This window comes from Sphingobium sp. SYK-6, assembly GCF_000283515.1.
Taxonomy (GTDB): Bacteria; Pseudomonadota; Alphaproteobacteria; order Sphingomonadales; family Sphingomonadaceae; genus Sphingobium; species Sphingobium lignivorans.
The window spans coordinates 4,180,909-4,199,332 of the sequence record NC_015976.1 but is presented as its reverse complement, the minus strand read 5'-3'; the positions used below and the strand labels follow the sequence as shown (position 1 = coordinate 4,199,332).

Genomic DNA, 18,424 nt, shown 5'->3' with positions numbered 1-18,424 from the left:
ATGCCGGGACTCATCGCGTGGCCGCGGCAACGGAAAGGTCAAGCTGTTGGCAAAAGGCGGAGGAAGCAATAATGCCCGGCTTCCACGCCCCAACAGATTCCAACAACCCTCTTTAACTTAGATTCAGGATATAGACTCGTGGATGACCGGACTGTCCTGCCGCCCCTGCTCGGCGTTCTGCGCGGACAGCGGCCCAGCCGCCCGCCGCTCTGGCTCATGCGCCAGGCCGGGCGCTATCTCCCCGAATACCGGGCCTTGCGCGCGGAAAAGGGCGGATTTCTCGACCTGTGCTATGACAGCGAGGCGGCCGCCGAAGTGACGCTCCAGCCGATCCGCCGGTTCGGCTTCGATGGCGCCATTCTCTTTTCCGACATTCTGGTGGTGCCGCACGCGCTGGGGCAGGACCTCTGGTTCGAGGCAGGCGAAGGACCGCGCCTCGCGCCGCCGCTGGCGAAGGCCGAGCTCGCGACGCTTCAGGCCGCACCGGAGCGCCTCGCACCGGTTATCGAGACCGTCCGCAAGGTGAAGCGCGCCTTGTCTCCAGAGACCACGTTCCTTGGATTTGCGGGCAGCCCCTGGACCGTAGCGACCTATATGGTGGCCGGCGCGGGCAGCAAGGATCACGCCGCGGCCCGGCGCATGGCCTATCAGGAGCCCGCCCGGTTCGGCGCTATCATCGAGTCGATCGTGGCGACGACGATCGATTATCTCTCGGCCCAGATCGAAGCAGGCGTCGATGCCGTGCAACTTTTCGACAGCTGGGCCGGATCGCTCAGCCCCCAGCAGTTCCGCCAGTGGGTGATCGCACCCAACGCAGCGATCGTGACAGCGCTCAAGGCGCGCCATCCCGAAACGCCGGTCATCGGCTTCCCCAAGGGCGCGGGCGCGAAACTGCCCGATTATACCGAGGGAACCGGGGTCGACGCGCTCGGACTGGACGAGACCATCGATCCCGTCTGGGCCCATAAGGCGCTGCCGGCCGGGCTGCCGGTGCAGGGCAATCTCGATCCCCTCGCGCTCATTGCCGGAGGCGAGACGCTGGACCGGGCGGTCGACACGATCCTCGAAGCGCTGCAGCATCGCCCGCATATCTTCAATCTGGGCCATGGCATCCTGCCCGATACACCGATCGAGCATGTCGAGCGGCTGGTGCGGCGCGTGCGCGGCTGAGCCACAGTCCGGAGGCGTTGCGGCGACCCGTGATTCCGGCCGTTCCAATTTTCCTCGCGCGGTTCTAGAAGGCGGCGGTCGGGCAAGCCGCAAACAAAGAGAAACGAGACTTTCCATGTCGATCCTGCCGGGCATCGGATTTCTGGGCGCCGCCTATCCCTGGGTTCTGGCCGCCCATGTCATCTTCGTGATTTTCCTGATGGCCAGCCTGTTCATGATGCCGCGCTATTTCGTCTATCATCAGCAGACGGACCTCGGATCGCCCGAGGATCTCGCCTGGATCGAGCGCGAAGGCCGACTTCGCCGCATCATCATGAATCCCTCGCTCGTGCTGGTCTGGCTTTTCGGCCTGATGCTGGCATTCCATGTCGGGGCCTGGAGCCAGGGCTGGTTCCACGGCAAGCTGCTGCTCGTGCTCATCCTTTCGGGCTTCCACGGCTGGATGGTGGGCTATTCGAAAAAGCTCGCCGCAGGCCAGCGGCCCTGGCCGGAAAAGCGGCTGCGGATGATCAACGAAGTGCCCGCGCTTCTGGTCACTTTCGTCGTCATCCTCGTGATCGTACGGCCCTTCTGACCATGGACGTGAGCAATGCCGTCGCCAGCCGCCGGTCCATCCGTGCGTTCCTGCCCGAGCCGATCGACCAGAGCCTGCTGGAGACAGTGCTCCGCAAGGCGCTGCGGGCCCCTTCCAACAGCAATATCCAGCCCTGGCATGTGTGGCTGGTGACCGGTGCCCGGCTCGAGGCGCTCCGGGACGCGACGCGGGCCCGCAGCGTCGTTCCGCCCGCCTTCGACGAGCGGCCCTTCCCGGTCTATCCCGAGCCGCTGGAAGACCCTTATGCCGCTCGCCGCTTTCATTGCGGGGAGCGGCAATATGCCGCCATGGACATCGCTCGCGAGGATCATGACGGCCGGCTGCGCTACGTCTACAACAACCACCAGGCCTTTGGCGCGCCGGCCGCGATGTTCCTGTTCATCGACAAGGCCGCCGGACCTTCGCAATGGGCGGATCTGGGCATCTATCTGCAGACGGTGATGCTGTTGCTGACCGAAGCCGGGCTGGACAGCTGCGCGCAGATCAGCTGGTCCGTCTTTCACAGCACGGTGCGTGCACAGCTTGGCGTCCCGGACCATCTGACGCTCTATTGCGGGCTCTCGATCGGCCGGGCCGATCCGCATGCGCCAGTGAACACTGTGATCGCAGACCGCGCCGATCCGGAAGAAATCCTTCATATTCTCAAGGACTAAGACATAATATCTGCGCCGGATTCCGCCCCGTCTCCGGTCGCTTGACTTGGGGCGGGCCAGCCCCTAATTCGGAGCTGTTCCTTTCCGGATCGCGACCCGCGCGTTCCCCACGCCGTCGAATGGCGAATCCGGCAAAAAATCCTTCCATCTGGCTCCACACGCCAATTTCCGGACTCTCGAAATGCATCTCAAGGATCTCAAACGCAAAGCGCCTGCCGAACTCGTCGCCATGGCGGAAGAACTGGGCGTGGAGGGCGCATCGACGCTCCGCAAGCAGGATCTCATGTTCGCCATCCTCAAGGAGCAGGCGGAAAATGGCGAGCAGATCATGGGTCTGGGCACCATCGAGGTGCTGGCGGACGGTTTCGGTTTCCTGCGCAGCCCGGAAGCGAATTATCTCGCCGGTCCTGACGACATCTACGTTTCCCCCAACCAGGTCCGTCGTTTCGGCCTGCGCACCGGTGACACGGTGGAAGGCGAGATCCGCGCGCCCAAGGATGGCGAACGATATTTCGCGCTGACCAAACTCGTCAGCGTCAATTTCGACGATCCGGACGTGGTGCGCCATCGCGTCAATTTCGACAATCTGACGCCGCTCTATCCCGACGAGAAGCTGAAGCTCGACACGCTCGACCCGACGGTCAAGGACAAGTCGGCACGCGTGATCGACATCATCGCGCCGCAGGGCAAGGGCCAGCGCGCGCTCATCGTGGCGCCGCCGCGCACCGGCAAGACCGTGCTGCTGCAGAACATCGCCAAGGCGATCACGGACAATCATCCCGAGGTCTTCCTGCTGGTGCTGCTCATCGACGAGCGGCCCGAGGAAGTCACGGACATGCAACGCAGCGTGAAGGGCGAGGTCGTCTCCTCGACCTTCGACGAGCCTGCCACGCGCCACGTGCAGGTCGCCGAAATGGTGATCGAGAAGGCCAAGCGCCTCGTCGAGCACAAGAAGGATGTGGTCATCCTGCTCGATTCGATCACGCGCCTTGGCCGCGCCTACAACACGGTCGTCCCCAGCTCCGGCAAGGTGCTGACCGGCGGTGTCGACGCCAACGCGCTGCAGCGGCCCAAGCGCTTTTTTGGTGCCGCGCGCAACATCGAGGAAGGCGGTTCGCTCTCGATCATCGCCACCGCGCTGATCGACACCGGCAGCCGCATGGACGAAGTGATCTTCGAGGAGTTCAAGGGCACCGGCAACAGCGAGATCGTGCTTGACCGCAAGGTGGCGGACAAGCGCATCTTCCCGGCGCTGGACGTGGGCAAGAGCGGCACCCGCAAGGAAGAGCTGCTGGTCGAGAAGGACAAGCTCTCCAAGATGTGGGTGCTGCGCCGCATCCTCATGCAGATGGGCACGATCGACGCCATGGAGTTCCTGCTGGACAAGATGAAGGATTCCAAGACGAACGAGGATTTCTTCGCCACAATGAACCAGTAGGCGAGCCGGGGGTTATCACTTCGTCATGACCGACATCTGGAACCTCATCGTCGCGGATATCGCGCATCTCTTCTCGGGCGACCTCAGCGCCTGGTCGGCCTTCGGCAAGGTGCTGCTCATCGACATCGTTCTAGCCGGCGACAATGCGATCGTGATCGGCGCGCTGGCGGCGGGCCTGCCCGCCCACCAGCGCCGCCAGGTCATCCTGATCGGCATCATTGCCGCTCTGGTGCTGCGCATCGGCTTCGCGCTGGTGGTCACGCAGCTCCTGCAGGTAATCGGGCTGGTCTTCGCTGGCGGCGTTCTGCTGCTCTGGGTCGCCTGGAAGATGTATCGCGAGATCGGCCATGGCGCCGCCGCGGTGGAAAGCCCCGGATCGCCCGAGATCGAAGGCGACGAGAGCAGCGGCCTCAAGCCGGCGAAGAGCTTCCTGGGCGCGGCCTGGGCCGTGGCCATCGCCGATGTCTCGATGAGCCTCGACAATGTGCTGGCGGTTGCCGGTGCAGCGCGCGAGCATCCGGGTATCCTGATGATCGGCCTCGTCTTCGCGGTTGCCCTGATGGGTCTCGCGGCCAACATCATCGCCAAATATATCGAGCGTTATCGCTGGATTGCCTGGATCGGCCTGCTGGTGATCCTCTATGTGGCTGTGACGATGATCTATACTGGCATCACTGACCAGAAGATCGGTCTGCTGCAGTTGTTCCAGTAGGAACTGGCAACCGCGTGCTGCCTTGCGGCAGTCCGGTTGCCGGCAAGCCGGTGGCCAAAGGCCGAAAGATCGGGCATGGCAGAAGCTGGCGGATCACAGTCGGAGCATCGCGACCATGAAATTCAATGTCGATGTGCAATGCACGCCCGAGGAAGCCCGTACCTTTCTGGGCCTGCCGGACATGAGGCCGATCCATGACCTCTATGTTCAGACCGTTCTCGACACGATGAGCGGGCAGACCAATCTCGAGCAGATGGAACGGATGTTCCGCAGTCTTTCGCCGCTGGGCGACGCTGGCATGAAGCTGTTCTCCAGCTTCATGGACCTCGGCATGAATGCCGCTGCCGGGGGCCCCGCGAAGAAGGACGGCTGAGACTCCCGTCTCTCGCGGTTCATTCTCCATGGCGAGCCCCGATACCATCTTTGCCTTGTCGAGTGGCAGGCCGCCGGCCGCCATTGCCGTCATTCGGCTCTCGGGCCCGGACGCTCTCGATGCTGCGCGGCGCCTGACCACGCGCGATCTGCCACCGCCGCGCCAGGCGGGGCTGCGGCGCTTTGTCGATCCGACAAGTGGGGAGCTGCTGGACGAGGGTCTGCTCATCTGCTTTCCGGGGGACCGGACGGAGACGGGTGAGCCGATGGCGGAGCTCCATTGTCATGGGTCGTGGGCCGTGGTGCGCGGTATCGAAGCGGCGCTGGCGGCCCTACCGGGTCTGCGCCTTGCGCAGGCGGGTGAATTTACGCGACGGGCCTTCCTGAATGGCCGGACCGATCTGGCGGCCATCGAAGGGCTGGGCGACCTGCTGGCCGCCGAGACGGCCCTACAGCGCCGCGCTGCAATGGCGATGATGGCTGGGCAATTCTCCCGGCGTATTTCCACGTGGACGCAGGCGCTCACGCGGCTCGCCGCGCAGGTGGAAGCCCAGCTCGATTTTGCGGATGAGGATGATGTGTCGCGCGCCGGGGCCATAAGCGATGCGCTTGCAGAAGACTGCCGCACGATCGCCCGTGATATGGAAAGTGAGCTGGTCCGCCCGGGTGCCGAACGGATGCGGGAAGGCATCAGGGTAGCCATTGGCGGGCCGCCCAATGCCGGCAAATCCACCTTGTTCAACTATCTTGTGGGGCGGGAAGCGGCGATCGTCTCACCGCATGCCGGCACGACGCGGGATGTGATCGAGGCCACTATTTCCTTGAATGGCATTCCCATCATCCTTGCGGATACGGCCGGGCTGCGCGAGGATTCGAGCGACGAGATCGAGCGTATCGGAATATCCCGGGCATCGGCTTTTCTTTCGGGGGCGGATATCATCCTGTGGCTTGGCGACCCGGCAGATCGCCCTGGCGTCACAGGGTACGTGATTTGCGTTCAGGCCAAGGCGGATCTCGGGCAGAGGCATGCAGAAGGCCTCGCGATTTCCGCTGTCTCGGGCGAGGGGATGGATCGGCTGGTCGGGGCCATTTGTGCGCAGGCAATGTTACTCCTACCGATCCCGGGAGATTATGCCCTGTCGCAACGTCAACGAGAGATTGTGGGGCGTGCGGCGCTGTCCGTCGGCGAGGCCGGGGAACTGGATGATGAGATTCTCGTGGGCGAATGCCTGAGGCAGGCTCTGGCCTCTTTGGATGAGCTCACCGGCCGATCCACCACTGACGCCGTTCTCGATGAGGTCTTTTCCGGATTCTGCATCGGAAAGTGAGTGCGTTTACATTGTTCCACGTGGAACAGTGACGCCAAGTCCGTTCCGCTTTGACCATTGTGACCATGCGTTCTAGAGGCGAGCCATGGACGGTTTCGATGTCATCATTGTCGGCGGCGGTCATGCAGGGACCGAGGCTGCGGCAGCTGCCGCGCGTCGCGGGGCCAGCGTCGCGCTGATCACGGCCGATCCCACGCGGATCGGCGAGATGTCCTGCAACCCTTCCATTGGCGGCCTTGGCAAAGGGCATCTCGTTCGCGAGATCGATGCCCTCGACGGCATCATGGCCAGAGCGGCCGATGCAGCGGCCATTCATCGGCGGATGCTGAATGCCAGTAAGGGTGCCGCCGTGCGGGGTCCCCGGGTGCAGGCTGATCGCCGGCTGTATCGCGCGGCGGTTCAAAGCGCGGTGGAAAAGCAGAAGCGCATTCACGTCCTTCGGGGTGAGGTCGCTGCGCTCCAGCAGCGCGCAGGAGGGTTGGTGAGTGGCGTCGTCCTTGCGGATGGCACTGGTGTTGAGGGCCGCGCCGTCGTGCTCACGACCGGCACATTTCTCGGTGGCCTGATGTTCCGGGGTGCGGAGCGCATCGAGGGCGGGCGGATCGATGAGCATGGCGCGAGCCAGTTGGCGCGCCAGCTTCGCGAGCTCGATCTGCCGATGGGACGCCTCAAGACAGGCACCCCGGCGAGGCTTGACGGCCGAACCATAGACTGGTCCGCGCTGGAGGAGCAGCCGAGCGATAGCGAGCACTGGACCATGTCGTTCCTGGGCGGGGAGGGCAGGCAGAGCTTGCCGCAACTGCGCTGCGCCATCACCCGTACCAACGAGCATACTCATGCGATCATTCGGGATAATCTCGGCCAGTCGCCGCTCTTCTCGGGGGATATCGAAGGACGGGGCCCGCGTTATTGCCCGTCCATAGAGGACAAGATCGTCCGCTTTGGCGACCGGGATGGGCATCAGGTCTTTCTGGAGCCAGAGGGTCTGGACACCCATCTCGTTTATCCCAATGGGCTGAGCACATCGCTGCCAGCGGACGTGCAGCGCGCATTTCTCCGGACATTGCCTGGGCTTGCCCAAGTCGAGGTTGCGGTGGCGGGCTATGCGGTCGAATATGACCATATCGATCCGCGCGCGCTGGACAGGCGGCTCGCGCTGCGGGCGATGCCCGGACTCTTCCTCGCCGGGCAGATCAACGGAACGACCGGCTATGAAGAGGCGGCCGCGCAGGGCTTGCTCGCCGGTGCCAATGCGGCTGCTCATGCGCGCGATCTTGCACCTCTCATTCTTGATCGGGCGGAAAGCTATCTTGGGGTCCTTGTGGATGACCTGTGCTTGCAGGGAATCACTGAACCCTATCGGATGCTCACCGCACGTGCGGAATTTCGCTTGAGGCTCCGTGCCGACAATGCAGCCACGCGGCTGACGCCTGTCGGGCTCGAACTCGGCCTGTTGGGGGAGGAGCGTGAACTCTGGTGGCACGAGCGGGAAGTGCGCCGGGAAGAAGCTGTCCAGGCCCTCGGCGCAGTTGTGGGGGCGGACATATTGCGCGCTGCTGGTGCGGATGTGAAGGATGACGGAATCAAGCGCCCGCTGCATGAGTGGGCGCGCTTTCCCGCGGTGACGGTCGATCATCTCCTGAAGGTGGCCCCGGCCCTGGGAGAGGCGGGCGACGGAGAGCTTCTGGATGAGCTTATGCAGGATGCCGTTTACGCGCCCTATGTTGAGCGGCAAAATGCCGAGGTGCGGGCGCTGCGGGCGAATGAGGCGATCGGACTGCCGGACGATCTGGACTATGGCGCGATCGGGGGCCTGAGCACGGAGATGGTCGAACGCCTGACTTTGGCGCGCCCCGAGACGCTGGGTGCTGCGGCGCGAATCAGGGGCATAACGCCCGCAGCCCTGGCAGCACTTCTCGTGGCCATTCGGCAGCATGCGGCATGACCGAAGAGGAAGCGAAAGCGTGGCTTGATGGGCATGGCTGGTGGCAGGGGGCAGCTGGTGAACGGTTGCGGGCTTTTGCGGATATGGTGCTCGAAGAATCGGAACGACAGAATCTGATATCGGCGGCAAGCCGGGAGCATCTCTGGGCCCGCCATATCGTGGACTCGGCTCAGCTCCTCGCTCTTTCCGAAGGCGCCGGGGCAGGTGAGGGCGCATGGATCGATCTCGGCACGGGTGCAGGATTTCCCGGCATGGTCGTGGCGTGCCTCCGATCGGGTCCTGTAAAGCTGATCGAGGTCAGGCCTTTGCGGAGCGCGTTTCTCCAGCGCTGTGTGGACGCATTGGGACTGGCACATGTCGAGGTCGTGACGGGAAAAGTCGAGCGCGTTCATGGGGAGGCGCCGGCAGCCGTCATTTCCGCGCGCGCTTACGCTCCGCTCGATCGTCTCCTCGCGAGCGCCGCTCATCTTTCGGATGAAAAGACGCTTTGGTTGCTGCCGAAGGGCCGAAATGGCGAGAAGGAACTGGAAAACATCCGTCAGGACTGGCAAGCTATGTTTCACGTGGAACATAGCATCACCGATCCCGAGAGTGTCGTCGTGACAATCAAGGACCTCCACAGGCCCGGGCGGGGCCCGGCGCCCCGCAGTGCAGCATCGCTTCGCCAGCGCCCGAAGCGAGCGGCAACCAGATCTCGCGGCGCGCGAGTACGGTCATGATCAGCATTGCTATCGCAAACCAGAAAGGCGGGGTCGGCAAGACAACGACCGCGATCAATCTCGCCACCGCGCTTGCAGCGACAGGCCACCGCACCCTGTTGATCGATCTCGATCCGCAGGGAAATGCGTCGACGGGGCTCGGCGTGCAGGTGCGCGATCGCAAGCGGTCCAGCTATGATCTGCTGATGGGCGATTGCACCATTGATGACGCGGTCATTCGCAGCCTGGTCCCCGGCCTGGATATCATCCCGGCAACACAAGACCTGTCCGGCGCGGAGATCGAGCTGATCGAAGTGGAGCAGCGCACCCATCGTCTCCTCAATGCGCTGCAATCGGCCGGGACCCACCGTTGGAACGTTTGCCTGATCGATTGTCCGCCTTCGCTCGGGCTGCTCACCGTGAATGCCATGGTGGCAGTGCAGTCCATTCTCGTGCCGTTGCAATGCGAATTCTTTGCGCTGGAGGGTCTGTCCCAACTGCTCCAGACATTCGAGCGTATCCGTGCGCGCTTCAATGAGGACTTGTCGATCCTCGGCGTGGCACTGACCATGTATGATCGGCGCAACCGGCTGACCGAACAGGTGGCGGAGGATGTGCGCGCCTGTCTGGGTGATCTGGTCTTCAAGACCGTGATTCCGCGCAACGTGCGCCTTTCCGAGGCGCCGAGTCATGGCGTGCCGGCGCTCATCTACGATATGCGCTGCGCTGGATCGGAGGCCTATATGGCGCTGGCCCGGGAACTGATCGACAAGCTGCCCAAGGCGGAGGTTGCGGCATGAGTGAAGGTGACGTGACCAACCGGGCGCAAGCGCGGCGACCGCTGGGGCGGGGTCTCTCGGCCCTGCTGGGCGACGTGACGCAAGACGTGCCCGTGAGCAATGACGGTGCGGATGGCGGGCGGCCAGAGAATAATCGCTCGGTCCAGTTCCTGCCGGTCTCCCGCATAGCGCCGCATCCCGAGCAGCCGCGTCGGCAATTCGACGAGCAGGCGCTGGATGAACTGGCGGAGAGCATTCGCGCGCGCGGGGTGATCCAGCCCATCATCGTGCGCCCGGTCGCCGGTGGGCGCTATCAGATCGTCGCGGGCGAGCGGCGCTGGCGCGCCGTGCAGAAAGCGCAGCTTCACGAAATTCCTGCGATCGTCCGCGATTTCAGCGAGGCCGAGACGCTGGAAATCGCGCTGGTGGAGAATATCCAGCGCGAGGACCTGAACCCCATAGAGGAAGCGCAGGCCTATCGGCGGCTGATCGACCAATTCCAGCATAGCCAGGATGCGCTGGCGCGGATCGTCGGCAAGTCTCGGAGCCACATCGCCAACCTGATGCGCCTTCTCGACCTTCCAGACGATGTGCAGGATCTCGTGATGGGCGGGCAGCTGAGCATGGGGCACGGGCGCGCGCTGATCGGCGCGGCCGACTGCTCGCAACTGGCTCGCGACATCGCGCATAAGGGCTTGTCCGTGCGCGAAACCGAGAAGCTCGTACGGCTCAAGCGAGAAGGCCGTTCTCCACGTGAAGAAACAAGCAATGCTGGCGGGGCTCGCGACCCCGATCTCGTCGCGATGGAGCAGCATCTTTCCGACCTGCTCGGCCTCAAGGTCGGCATTGCGTTCGAGAACGGCAAGGGCTCGCTCACGCTCAATTATTCCAGCCTCGAGCAGCTCGACATGATCTGCCAGAAGCTCACCGGCGGCGGTTTCTGAGGTATAGCTCGCGGGGACGCCGGTGTTATCCGTCACAGGCATTCGTTCGGCCCGAGGCGGCAAGACCTATTGCCGGTCGGTCGCGAAAGATCCGACCGGCGAAAAATCCGCAGCTAGAGCGTGATCTTGTTTGATTGAATCGATTGGGGATTCACGCGGGCTGATTTTTCTGATTCAACCTGTTGGCTGGGCAGGAGGCCAGCAGGGATGAGCCGAGCCTATTCGATTGATCTTCGTGAGCGGGTTGTTGCTGCGATGGCGTCGGGCGCTTCCGCCCGAACGGCAGCGGCGCAGTTTGGCGTGAGCGTTGCGAGCGCTGTGCGTTGGTCTCAGCGCCAGCGCCGGACTGGCGGGGTTGTCCCAGGCAAACTGGGCGGGCACCGCAAGCCGGTGTTGCTGCCGGAGCGGGAGTGGCTGCTGGCGCGTGTTGCAGCAGAACCCGATCTGACGCTGCGTGGCTTGCTGGCCGAACTGGCAGACCGCGGGGTGAAGGCGAGTTATGGCGCGCTGTGGTTGTTCCTCGAACGCGAGGGACTGTCGTTCAAAAAAAAGCCTGTTCGCCAGCGAGCAGGATCGTCCCGCCATCGCCCGCCGACGGATGCAGTGGCGCAAGTACCAGAACCGGCTTGATCCATCGCGCCTCGTCTTCATTGACGAGACCTGGGCCAAGACCAACATGACCCGCACCCACGGTCGCGCCTGGCGCGGACAGAGGCTGCACGCGAAAGTGCCGTTCGGTCACTGGCGCACACTGACCTTCCTCGCCGCGCTGCGCCACGACCGGATCGATGCCCCGTGCGTGCTCGACGGACCAATCAACGGCCAACTCTTCCTTGCCTATGTCGAGCAGTTCCTCGTCCCTACGCTTGCCCCGGGCGACATCGTCATCATGGACAACCTCGGCAGCCACAAAGGCCAGGCCGTGCGTGAGGCTATCCGCAGCTGCGGGGCCAAGCTCCTGTTCCTGCCGCCCTACAGCCCTGACCTCAACCCAATCGAGCAGGTCTTCGCCAAGCTCAAGACGCTCTTGCGAAAGGCAAACGAACGATCAGTCGAGGCAACATGGAAGCGCATCGGATCACTGCTCGACGCCTTCTCCCCCACCGAGTGCGCAAACTATCTCAGAAATAGTGGCTATGCTTCAACCTAAGATGATCACGCTCTAATGTCTCCCGGCCTCAGGCCCGATTCTTGCCCAGCCGGTCGAAGGCCTGAAGATCAGCGAGAAGCGCGGGCAGCTCATCCAGCGGGACCATGTTCGGGCCATCGCTTGGCGCGCGGTCCGGCGCTTCATGCGTCTCGATGAAGACCGCCGCCACGCCGACCGCGACCGCCGCTCGCGCCAGGACGGGGACGAAACGCCGCTCGCCCCCGGAGCTCGTGCCGCGCCCGCCGGGCTGCTGGACGCTGTGCGTCGCGTCGAACACCACCGGGCAGCCGGTTTCAGCAAGGACGGGCAGCGCGCGCATGTCGCTGACGAGCATGTTGTAGCCGAAGCTCGCGCCGCGCTCGGTAAGCAGCACTTTCTCATTGCCGGTGCTCATCAGCTTGGCCGCGACATTCGCCATGTCCCACGGCGCGAGGAACTGCCCCTTCTTCACATTGACGGCACGCCCGGTGCCCGCGGCTGCAAGCAGGAGATCGGTCTGGCGACAGAGAAAGGCGGGGATCTGCAGCACGTCCACTACCTCGGCCACGGGGGCGCACTGACCGGCCTCATGCACATCGGTGATGACGGGGCAGCCGAAACGGGCCTTCACCTCGGCGAAGATGTCGAGCGCGGCGGCGAGTCCGATTCCGCGCGCGGCATCGACCGAGGTCCGGTTCGCCTTGTCGAAGCTGCTCTTGTAAATGAGCGGCATGCCGAGCGCGCCGGTCATCTCGACCAGGGCCTGCGCCGTCTCCAGCGCATGTGCGCGCGATTCCATCGCGCAGGGGCCGGCGATCAGCGCCAGCGGCCGGTCATTGGCGATTGCGATATCGCCGACCATGACAGTGCGGGGCTGCACGGCCGTCACAGGCGAGACCGGTTTCCGCGCGGCCTGCGCGGGGTCGGCGCGGCTGGGGGCCTGAAATGACCGGGCATCCTCATCGGACATGCGTTCCTTCCTGAAAGTTTCCGGCCGCATTAGCGGGGCCGTCGCCGCGCGGAAAGCCCGCAGCCATGGATGCGCGCGCCTTTTCGACAATCGCGGTTCCACGCTGCATTGACGAGGCCCGTGTGAGACGCCATGCGCGGGGTGCCATGCAGTTCTTTTCCGACAATGCAGCCCCTGTCCATCCCGCGCTTCTGGCGGCGATGGAGGCCGCCAATGGCGTGGATACCGCTTATGATGGCGACGCGCTCAGCCAAGGGCTCGACGCGCGTTTTTCAGCGCTGTTCGAACGGGACGTGGCGGTCATCTGGACCTCGACGGGGACGTCCGCCAATGCGCTTGCGCTTGCGCTGCTGTGCCCCCCTTATGGCGGGGTGCTGACGCATGAGGACGCGCATATCGTCGCGGATGAATGCGGTGCCGTGGAACTGCAGACCGGTGGCGCGCGGCTGATGACCTGCCGCGCCGAGGGTGGAAAACTCTCGGCGCAGAGCCTGCGCGAGCGGATGGCGCAGGTCCGCAGGGACGTGCATCAGGTCCAGCCGCATGCGGTCTCGCTCACCAATGCCACGGAATATGGCCGGGTCTACACGCCCGACGAGCTGGCGGCGATCGGCGCCTTCTGCCGCGAGCATGGGCTGGCGCTACACATGGACGGCGCGCGCTTCGCCAATGCGATCGCAAGCCGCGATTGCGCGCCCGCGGACGTCACGTGGCGCGCGGGCGTGGATGCCTTGAGCTTCGGCTTCACCAAGAATGGCGCGCTCAACGCGGAAGCGCTGATCCTCTTCGATCCCGCCCGGGCGGACGAGGCCCGGCGGCGGCGCAAGCGGGCCGGCCATCTGCTTTCCAAGGGCCGGTTCATTGCCGCCCAGCTTCACGCCATGCTGGAGGGCGAGTTGTGGCTGGCGAACGCGCGCGCCGCCAATGCCGCCGCGACCATTCTGGCGCAGGCGGCGGGCGAGCGGCTGCTCCATCCCGTCGAGGCGAACGAGCTGTTTCTGCGTCTCTCGGCGGACGAGGCCGCCCGGCTGCGCGGGCAGGGCTTCGCCTTCTACGACTGGGGGGCCGGCGCCGCGCGGCTGGTCACGAGCTGGCATCAGGGCGAGGCCGAGGTGGCGCCGCTCGCCGCCGCGCTCTCCGCTCTGTGAGCAAAGCCCCTTCCGCGAGTGGCATCATCCTGCCGTTCGCGACTGTCACCCTCATCTGGTCCTCGACCTGGATCGTGATCCGCGATCAGCTCGCGATCGTGCCGCCGGGCTGGTCCGTCTGCTATCGCTTCGCGCTGGCGGCGCTCGGCATGGCTGTGGTCGCGCGGCTGAGCGGCGCCTCGCTGGCGATCGACCGGCGGGCGATGCTGTTCGCCGCCGCGCTCGGCCTCGCGCAATTCGCCTTCAACTTCAATCTTCTCTACCGGGCCGAGGTCTTCCTGACTTCCGGGCTCTGCGCGCTGGTCTATGCGCTGCTGATGATCCCCAACAGCCTGCTCGCCCGCATCTTCTTCGGCGAGCGCGTGACCGGCGGCTTCGTGCTCGGCTCGGCCGTGGCGATTGCCGGTATCGCCCTGCTTTTCCTCAATGAGTATCGCACCAGCGTGATGGCGACGCCGGCGCAGGTCCTGCTGGGCTTCGGCATCTGCGTGATCGCGGTGATGTTCGCGTCGGTGTCCAACGTCATGCAGGCGGCGCCGCTTGCGCGCACGGTGCCGATGGCGAGCCTGCTCACCTGGGCGATGGCGATTGGCGCGGCGGCGGATGCCGTCTGGGCGTGGATCACGACTGGCCCGCCCGTGATCGACCCGCGTCCCGCATACTGGCTGGGCGTCGCTTATCTGGCGATTGCCGGCTCGGTCATCACCTTTCCACTCTACTTCCGCCTCATCCAGCGGATCGGCGCGGGGCCGGCGGCGTATAGCAGCGTCCTCGTCCCGATCCTCGCGATGGGGCTTTCTACCCTCTTTGAGGGCTATCGCTGGACGTCGCTGGCGATTGCCGGCGTGCTGCTGGCGCTAGGCGGCATGGTCATCGCCTTGCGCGCCCGTTTCCGCGGCAAGGCACGCCGCTAGACCGGCGCGATAATCGGGAAAGGCCGGCGTCCAGTCCAGCAGGCGCCGGGCCTTGCCGTTCGAAACGCGCCGGTTCTCGGCATAGAAAGCCATCGCGGCAGGCGAGAGTCCGGCGTCCTCCAGCGGCAGCAAGGGCGGGCGCGGCTGGCCCAGCAAGGCGCAGCCATAGGCAATGACGTCATTGTGCGCGCAGGGGCGGTCATCGGCGAGATTGTAGACGCCTGCCGGTCCATCCATGCCGGCGACCACGCCCGCGGCGATATCATCGACATGGATGCGGCTGAAGACCTGCCCGGGCAGTGCGACGCGACGGGCCTTCCCTGCCCGAATGCGATCCAGCACGCTGCGCCCGGGGCCGTAAATGCTGGGCAGACGGAAGATATGGACCGGTCGGCCGAGCGCCTGCCACGCGCTGTCCGCCCGCGCGCGGGCATCGCGCCGCCCGCCGCCCGTCGGCGCGCTTTCGTCCACCCAGGCTCCGCCCGTGTCGCCATAGACGCCGGTGGAGGAAAGATAGCCGATCCACGCGGCCGGTGCGGCTCGCAGTGCCGCTCCGTAGCGATCCAGAACCGGGTCGGTTGCTTCCGTGGGGGGCACGGAGGAGAGGATATGCGTGGCGCGGGCGATGGCGTCATGGACACGTCCGGCGTCGTCAAACGGCATCGAACCGGCGCGTCCGGTGGACTCGATCGTCCAGCCCGCTGCGGCAAGGCGCCTCGCGAGCCGGCCGGCACTGTAGCCGAGCCCGAAAATGAGAAGATGCTTTGCCATGCCGGCTCCGGAAATGGCCGACGGGCCAATGCCCGCGCCTTCGCTGCCGGACTGGCGCCTTTCCCCGGCGCGGGCAAGGGCCATTCGCCATCGGTCAGCATGACGTCATGTTGCCCGCAGTGGGCCCTGGGCGGGGACAGATGCACGAAGGCGACGCATGGTGCGGTGGTCCTGTGTCGCCCGTCTCATCCGGGCCCATGCCAGGTTGTGCGTTTGCCTGCGGCATCATAGGGATAGGCCATGGCAGACACCCAGACCACGCACGCCCCCGCCACGCCTCCCGTCATTCGCCGCGAGGACTATCAACCGCCGCTCTGGCTGGTCGACCACATCCGGCTCGAGTTCGACCTCGACGCGCACGCGACGCGCGTGAAGGCGCGGCTCAGCGTCACGCGCGCTGGCCGGCATGACCGGCCGCTGCGCCTCGACGGGGACGGGCTGGTTCCGCTGAGCGTCGCGGTGGACGGCAAGGCGCTGAGCCCGGCAGACTGGCGGCTGGACGATGATGTGCTCGTCATCGCGCTGCCCGGCAATGCCCATGAGGTCGAGACGGAAGTGCAGATCGCGCCCGCGACCAACACCCAGCTCATGGGCCTCTATGCTTCGGGCGGCCTGCTCTGCACCCAGTGCGAGCCGGAAGGCTTCCGCCGCATCACTTTCTTTCCGGACAGGCCGGACGTGCTCTCGCGCTATGACGTCACGATGCGCGCCGACAAGGCGACCTATCCGGTGCTGCTGGCCAATGGCGATCCGGTGGAAGAGGGCGAGTTGCCCGATGGCCGGCACTGGGCCCGCTGGGTCGATCCTTATCCCAAGCCGAGCTATCTCTTCGCGATGGTGGCCGGTGACCTGGCCTGCAATGCGGACAGCTTCACCACCATGAGCGGCCGCGCGGTGCGGCTGGGGATCTGGGTGCGAGAGGAAGACCTGCCGCGCACCAGCCACGCCATGACGGCGCTGAAGAACAGCATGGCCTGGGACGAGCGCGTCTATGGCCGGGAATATGACCTCGACGTGTTCAACATCGTCGCCGTCTCGGACTTCAATTTCGGGGCGATGGAGAACAAGGGCCTCAACATCTTCAACTCGCGCTACGTGCTGGCCGATCCCGAAACCGCGACCGATCCGGACTACGACGCGATCGAGAGCGTCGTGGCGCACGAATATTTCCATAACTGGTCGGGAGACCGCGTCACCTGCCGGGACTGGTTCCAGCTGTCCCTGAAGGAAGGCTTCACGGTCTATCGCGACCAGTGCTTCTCGGCGGACATGGGATCGGCGGCAGTCAAGCGCATCGAGGACGTGCGCACGTTGCGCGCAGCCCAGTTCCAGGAGGACGCCGGTCCGCTGGCGCATCCGGTGCGGCCCGAATCCTATATGGAGATCAGCAACTTCTACACCGCGACCGTCTACAACAAGGGCGCCGAGCTGATCCGCATGATCGCGCTGCTGCTGGGCCCGGAGCGGTTCCGGCAGGGCACTGACCTCTATTTCGACCGCCATGACGGCCAGGCCGTGACGTGCGAGGATTTCGTCAAGGCCATGGAAGATGGCGGCGGGATCGATCTGGGTCAGTTCCGCCTCTGGTACAGCCAAGCCGGTACGCCACGCCTCACCGTGCGGCAGCGCTACGATCCGGCCAGCGGCAGCCTGTCGCTCACCTTGCGCCAGACGTTGCCGCCGACGCCCGGCCAGCCCGAGAAGGCGCCGATGGCAATTCCCGTCAAGTTCGCGCTGTTCGATCCGGCAACGGGTGAGCATGGGGGCGAGGAGTTGGTGGTGCTGACGCGCGACCAGCTCGAAATGCGCCGGGAAGGCTTTGCCCAGGCGCCGGTCCTGTCGCTCAACCGCGGTTTTGCCGCGCCGGTGATCGTCGAGGCGGAGCAAAGCGCGCAGGATCTCGCCTTCCTCGCCGCGCGCGACGATGATCCGTTCAGCCGCTATGAAGCGATGCAGCAGCTGATGATCAATGGCCTGCTCGCGCATATCTCCGGCGCGCCGCTGGAAAGCGACGTCATCATCGATTCGATCCGCAGGACGATCACGGATCCGACGCTCGACCGCTCCTTCGTGGCCGAGGCCGTCCGCCTGCCGAGCGAGGCCTATCTGGGCGACCAGATGCAGGTCGTCGATCCCGACGCCATCCATGCGGCGCGCGAGCGGCTGATGACCGGCATCGGCGAAGCGCTCGAATCCGAGTGGCGCGCGCTCCATGCCGAATGTGCCCGCAACGGCTTCTCCCTTTCGGCAGATGCGCGGGCGGCCCGCAAGTTGCGCGGCGTGGCGCTCTCCTATCTCGTGGCATCCGGCGCGCCCGACGGTTCGGCGCTTGCCTTCGGCCAGTTCGACCGGGCGGACAACATGACTGAGCGGCAGGCGGCCCTCGCCATCCTCGTCAATCGGGAAACGCCCGAGCGCGACCAGGCGCTGGCGGCCTTCTACCGCCGCTATGCCGGCAACGCGCTGGTCGTGGACAAATGGTTCCAGACGCAGGCGCTGGCTTTCCATCCCGACACGGTCGAGATCGTGCAGGCGCTCGCCGGCCATGCCGATTTCACGCTGGCCAATCCGAACCGGGCGCGCGCGCTCTATTCGGCCTTCGCGGCCAATCAGTGGGCATTCAACCGGGCGGACGGCAAGGGCTATTGCATGGTCGCGGACGCGATCATCGCGCTCGACAAACTCAATCCCCAGACGGCGGCACGGCTGGTCCCACCGCTCGGCCGCTGGCGCCGCTTCGATGGCGCGCGCGGGGCAATGATGCGCGCTGAGCTGGAGCGGATCGCGGCCACCCCGGGACTGTCCCGGGATGTGCTGGAGCAGGCCACCAAGAGCCTGGCCTGAGGGCGGCAAGACGC

At 65.2% G+C, this 18,424-nt stretch carries 17 protein-coding genes; 15 read left to right on the top strand and 2 right to left on the bottom strand.

Translation table 11 applies throughout. The features are described from left to right. Positions 1–138 precede the first annotated feature (138 nt). From hemE to SLG_RS21125, 12 genes are all read left to right on the top strand, one after another. Positions 139–1,170 (top strand): uroporphyrinogen decarboxylase, encoded by a 1,032-nt coding sequence (hemE, locus tag SLG_RS19380; protein WP_014078223.1) that lies wholly within the window; start codon positions 139–141, stop codon positions 1,168–1,170. Between the two features lie 133 nt (positions 1,171–1,303). Further along, a complete protein-coding gene (locus SLG_RS19375) occupies positions 1,304–1,744 on the top strand; it encodes a CopD family protein (RefSeq protein ID WP_041393781.1) in 441 nt (146 codons plus the stop codon). A 2-nt stretch (positions 1,745–1,746) separates the two neighbouring features. Then, on the top strand, positions 1,747–2,418 hold the full coding sequence (locus tag SLG_RS19370) for a nitroreductase (protein WP_014078221.1): 672 nt from the start codon (positions 1,747–1,749) through the stop codon (positions 2,416–2,418). A gap of 181 nt (positions 2,419–2,599) precedes the next feature. Then, complete coding sequence (rho, locus tag SLG_RS19365) at positions 2,600–3,856, top strand: transcription termination factor Rho (RefSeq protein WP_014078219.1); 1,257 nt, start codon at positions 2,600–2,602, stop codon at positions 3,854–3,856. Between the two features lie 25 nt (positions 3,857–3,881). Beyond that, positions 3,882–4,568 (top strand): TerC family protein, encoded by a 687-nt coding sequence (locus SLG_RS19360; RefSeq protein ID WP_014078218.1) that lies wholly within the window; start codon positions 3,882–3,884, stop codon positions 4,566–4,568. A gap of 115 nt (positions 4,569–4,683) precedes the next feature. Further along, the gene (locus tag SLG_RS19355; protein WP_014078217.1) at positions 4,684–4,941 is read left to right on the top strand and encodes a DUF6489 family protein; all 258 of its coding nucleotides are present in this window, start codon (positions 4,684–4,686) and stop codon (positions 4,939–4,941) included. 28 nt (positions 4,942–4,969) lie between these two features. Next, the gene (gene mnmE, locus SLG_RS19350) at positions 4,970–6,268 is read left to right on the top strand and encodes a tRNA uridine-5-carboxymethylaminomethyl(34) synthesis GTPase MnmE (RefSeq protein ID WP_014078216.1); all 1,299 of its coding nucleotides are present in this window, start codon (positions 4,970–4,972) and stop codon (positions 6,266–6,268) included. 85 nt (positions 6,269–6,353) lie between these two features. Continuing rightward, positions 6,354–8,213 (top strand): tRNA uridine-5-carboxymethylaminomethyl(34) synthesis enzyme MnmG, encoded by a 1,860-nt coding sequence (gene mnmG, locus SLG_RS19345; protein WP_014078215.1) that lies wholly within the window; start codon positions 6,354–6,356, stop codon positions 8,211–8,213. Next, entirely contained in the window at positions 8,210–8,932 is a 723-nt protein-coding gene (rsmG, locus tag SLG_RS19340; RefSeq protein WP_014078214.1) for a 16S rRNA (guanine(527)-N(7))-methyltransferase RsmG, read from the top strand. The genes mnmG and rsmG overlap by 4 nt, the downstream gene beginning before the upstream one ends. Beyond that, entirely contained in the window at positions 8,929–9,711 is a 783-nt protein-coding gene (locus tag SLG_RS19335; RefSeq protein WP_014078213.1) for a ParA family protein, read from the top strand. Before rsmG ends, SLG_RS19335 begins: the two co-directional genes overlap by 4 nt. Beyond that, positions 9,708–10,634 carry a ParB/RepB/Spo0J family partition protein gene (locus SLG_RS19330; protein ID WP_014078212.1) on the top strand — a complete coding sequence of 309 codons (927 nt, stop codon included), beginning with the start codon at positions 9,708–9,710 and terminating at the stop codon, positions 10,632–10,634. Before SLG_RS19335 ends, SLG_RS19330 begins: the two co-directional genes overlap by 4 nt. Positions 10,635–10,841: 207 nt before the next feature. Beyond that, positions 10,842–11,784 (top strand): IS630 family transposase gene (locus tag SLG_RS21125; RefSeq protein ID WP_014077526.1). Its coding sequence is split into 2 segments (ribosomal slippage): positions 10,842–11,177 and positions 11,179–11,784, totalling 942 coding nucleotides; the frame shifts between segments, so codons are not numbered across the junction. Positions 11,785–11,812: 28 nt separating this feature from the next. On the opposite strand, the gene kdsA is transcribed toward SLG_RS21125, so the two are convergent. After that, positions 11,813–12,625: a 3-deoxy-8-phosphooctulonate synthase gene (gene kdsA / locus SLG_RS19320; RefSeq protein WP_041393779.1), complete on the bottom strand. Its 813-nt coding sequence runs from the start codon at positions 12,623–12,625 to the stop codon at positions 11,813–11,815. Positions 12,626–12,879: 254 nt separating this feature from the next. Here kdsA and SLG_RS19315 point away from each other — a divergent pair, with 254 nt between their 5' ends. Both SLG_RS19315 and SLG_RS19310 read left to right on the top strand, forming a co-directional pair. Next, on the top strand, positions 12,880–13,881 hold the full coding sequence (locus tag SLG_RS19315; RefSeq protein ID WP_014078210.1) for a threonine aldolase family protein: 1,002 nt from the start codon (positions 12,880–12,882) through the stop codon (positions 13,879–13,881). Next, the gene (locus tag SLG_RS19310; protein ID WP_014078209.1) at positions 13,878–14,795 is read left to right on the top strand and encodes a DMT family transporter; all 918 of its coding nucleotides are present in this window, start codon (positions 13,878–13,880) and stop codon (positions 14,793–14,795) included. Before SLG_RS19315 ends, SLG_RS19310 begins: the two co-directional genes overlap by 4 nt. Here the strand turns inward: SLG_RS19310 and SLG_RS19305 are convergent. Continuing rightward, positions 14,739–15,566: an epimerase gene (locus SLG_RS19305; protein ID WP_014078208.1), complete on the bottom strand. Its 828-nt coding sequence runs from the start codon at positions 15,564–15,566 to the stop codon at positions 14,739–14,741. The genes SLG_RS19310 and SLG_RS19305 overlap by 57 nt on opposite strands. A 240-nt stretch (positions 15,567–15,806) precedes the next feature. On the opposite strand from SLG_RS19305, the gene pepN reads away from it, so the two are divergent. Beyond that, entirely contained in the window at positions 15,807–18,410 is a 2,604-nt protein-coding gene (pepN, locus tag SLG_RS19300; protein WP_014078207.1) for an aminopeptidase N, read from the top strand. The last annotated feature ends 14 nt before the right edge of the window (positions 18,411–18,424 follow it).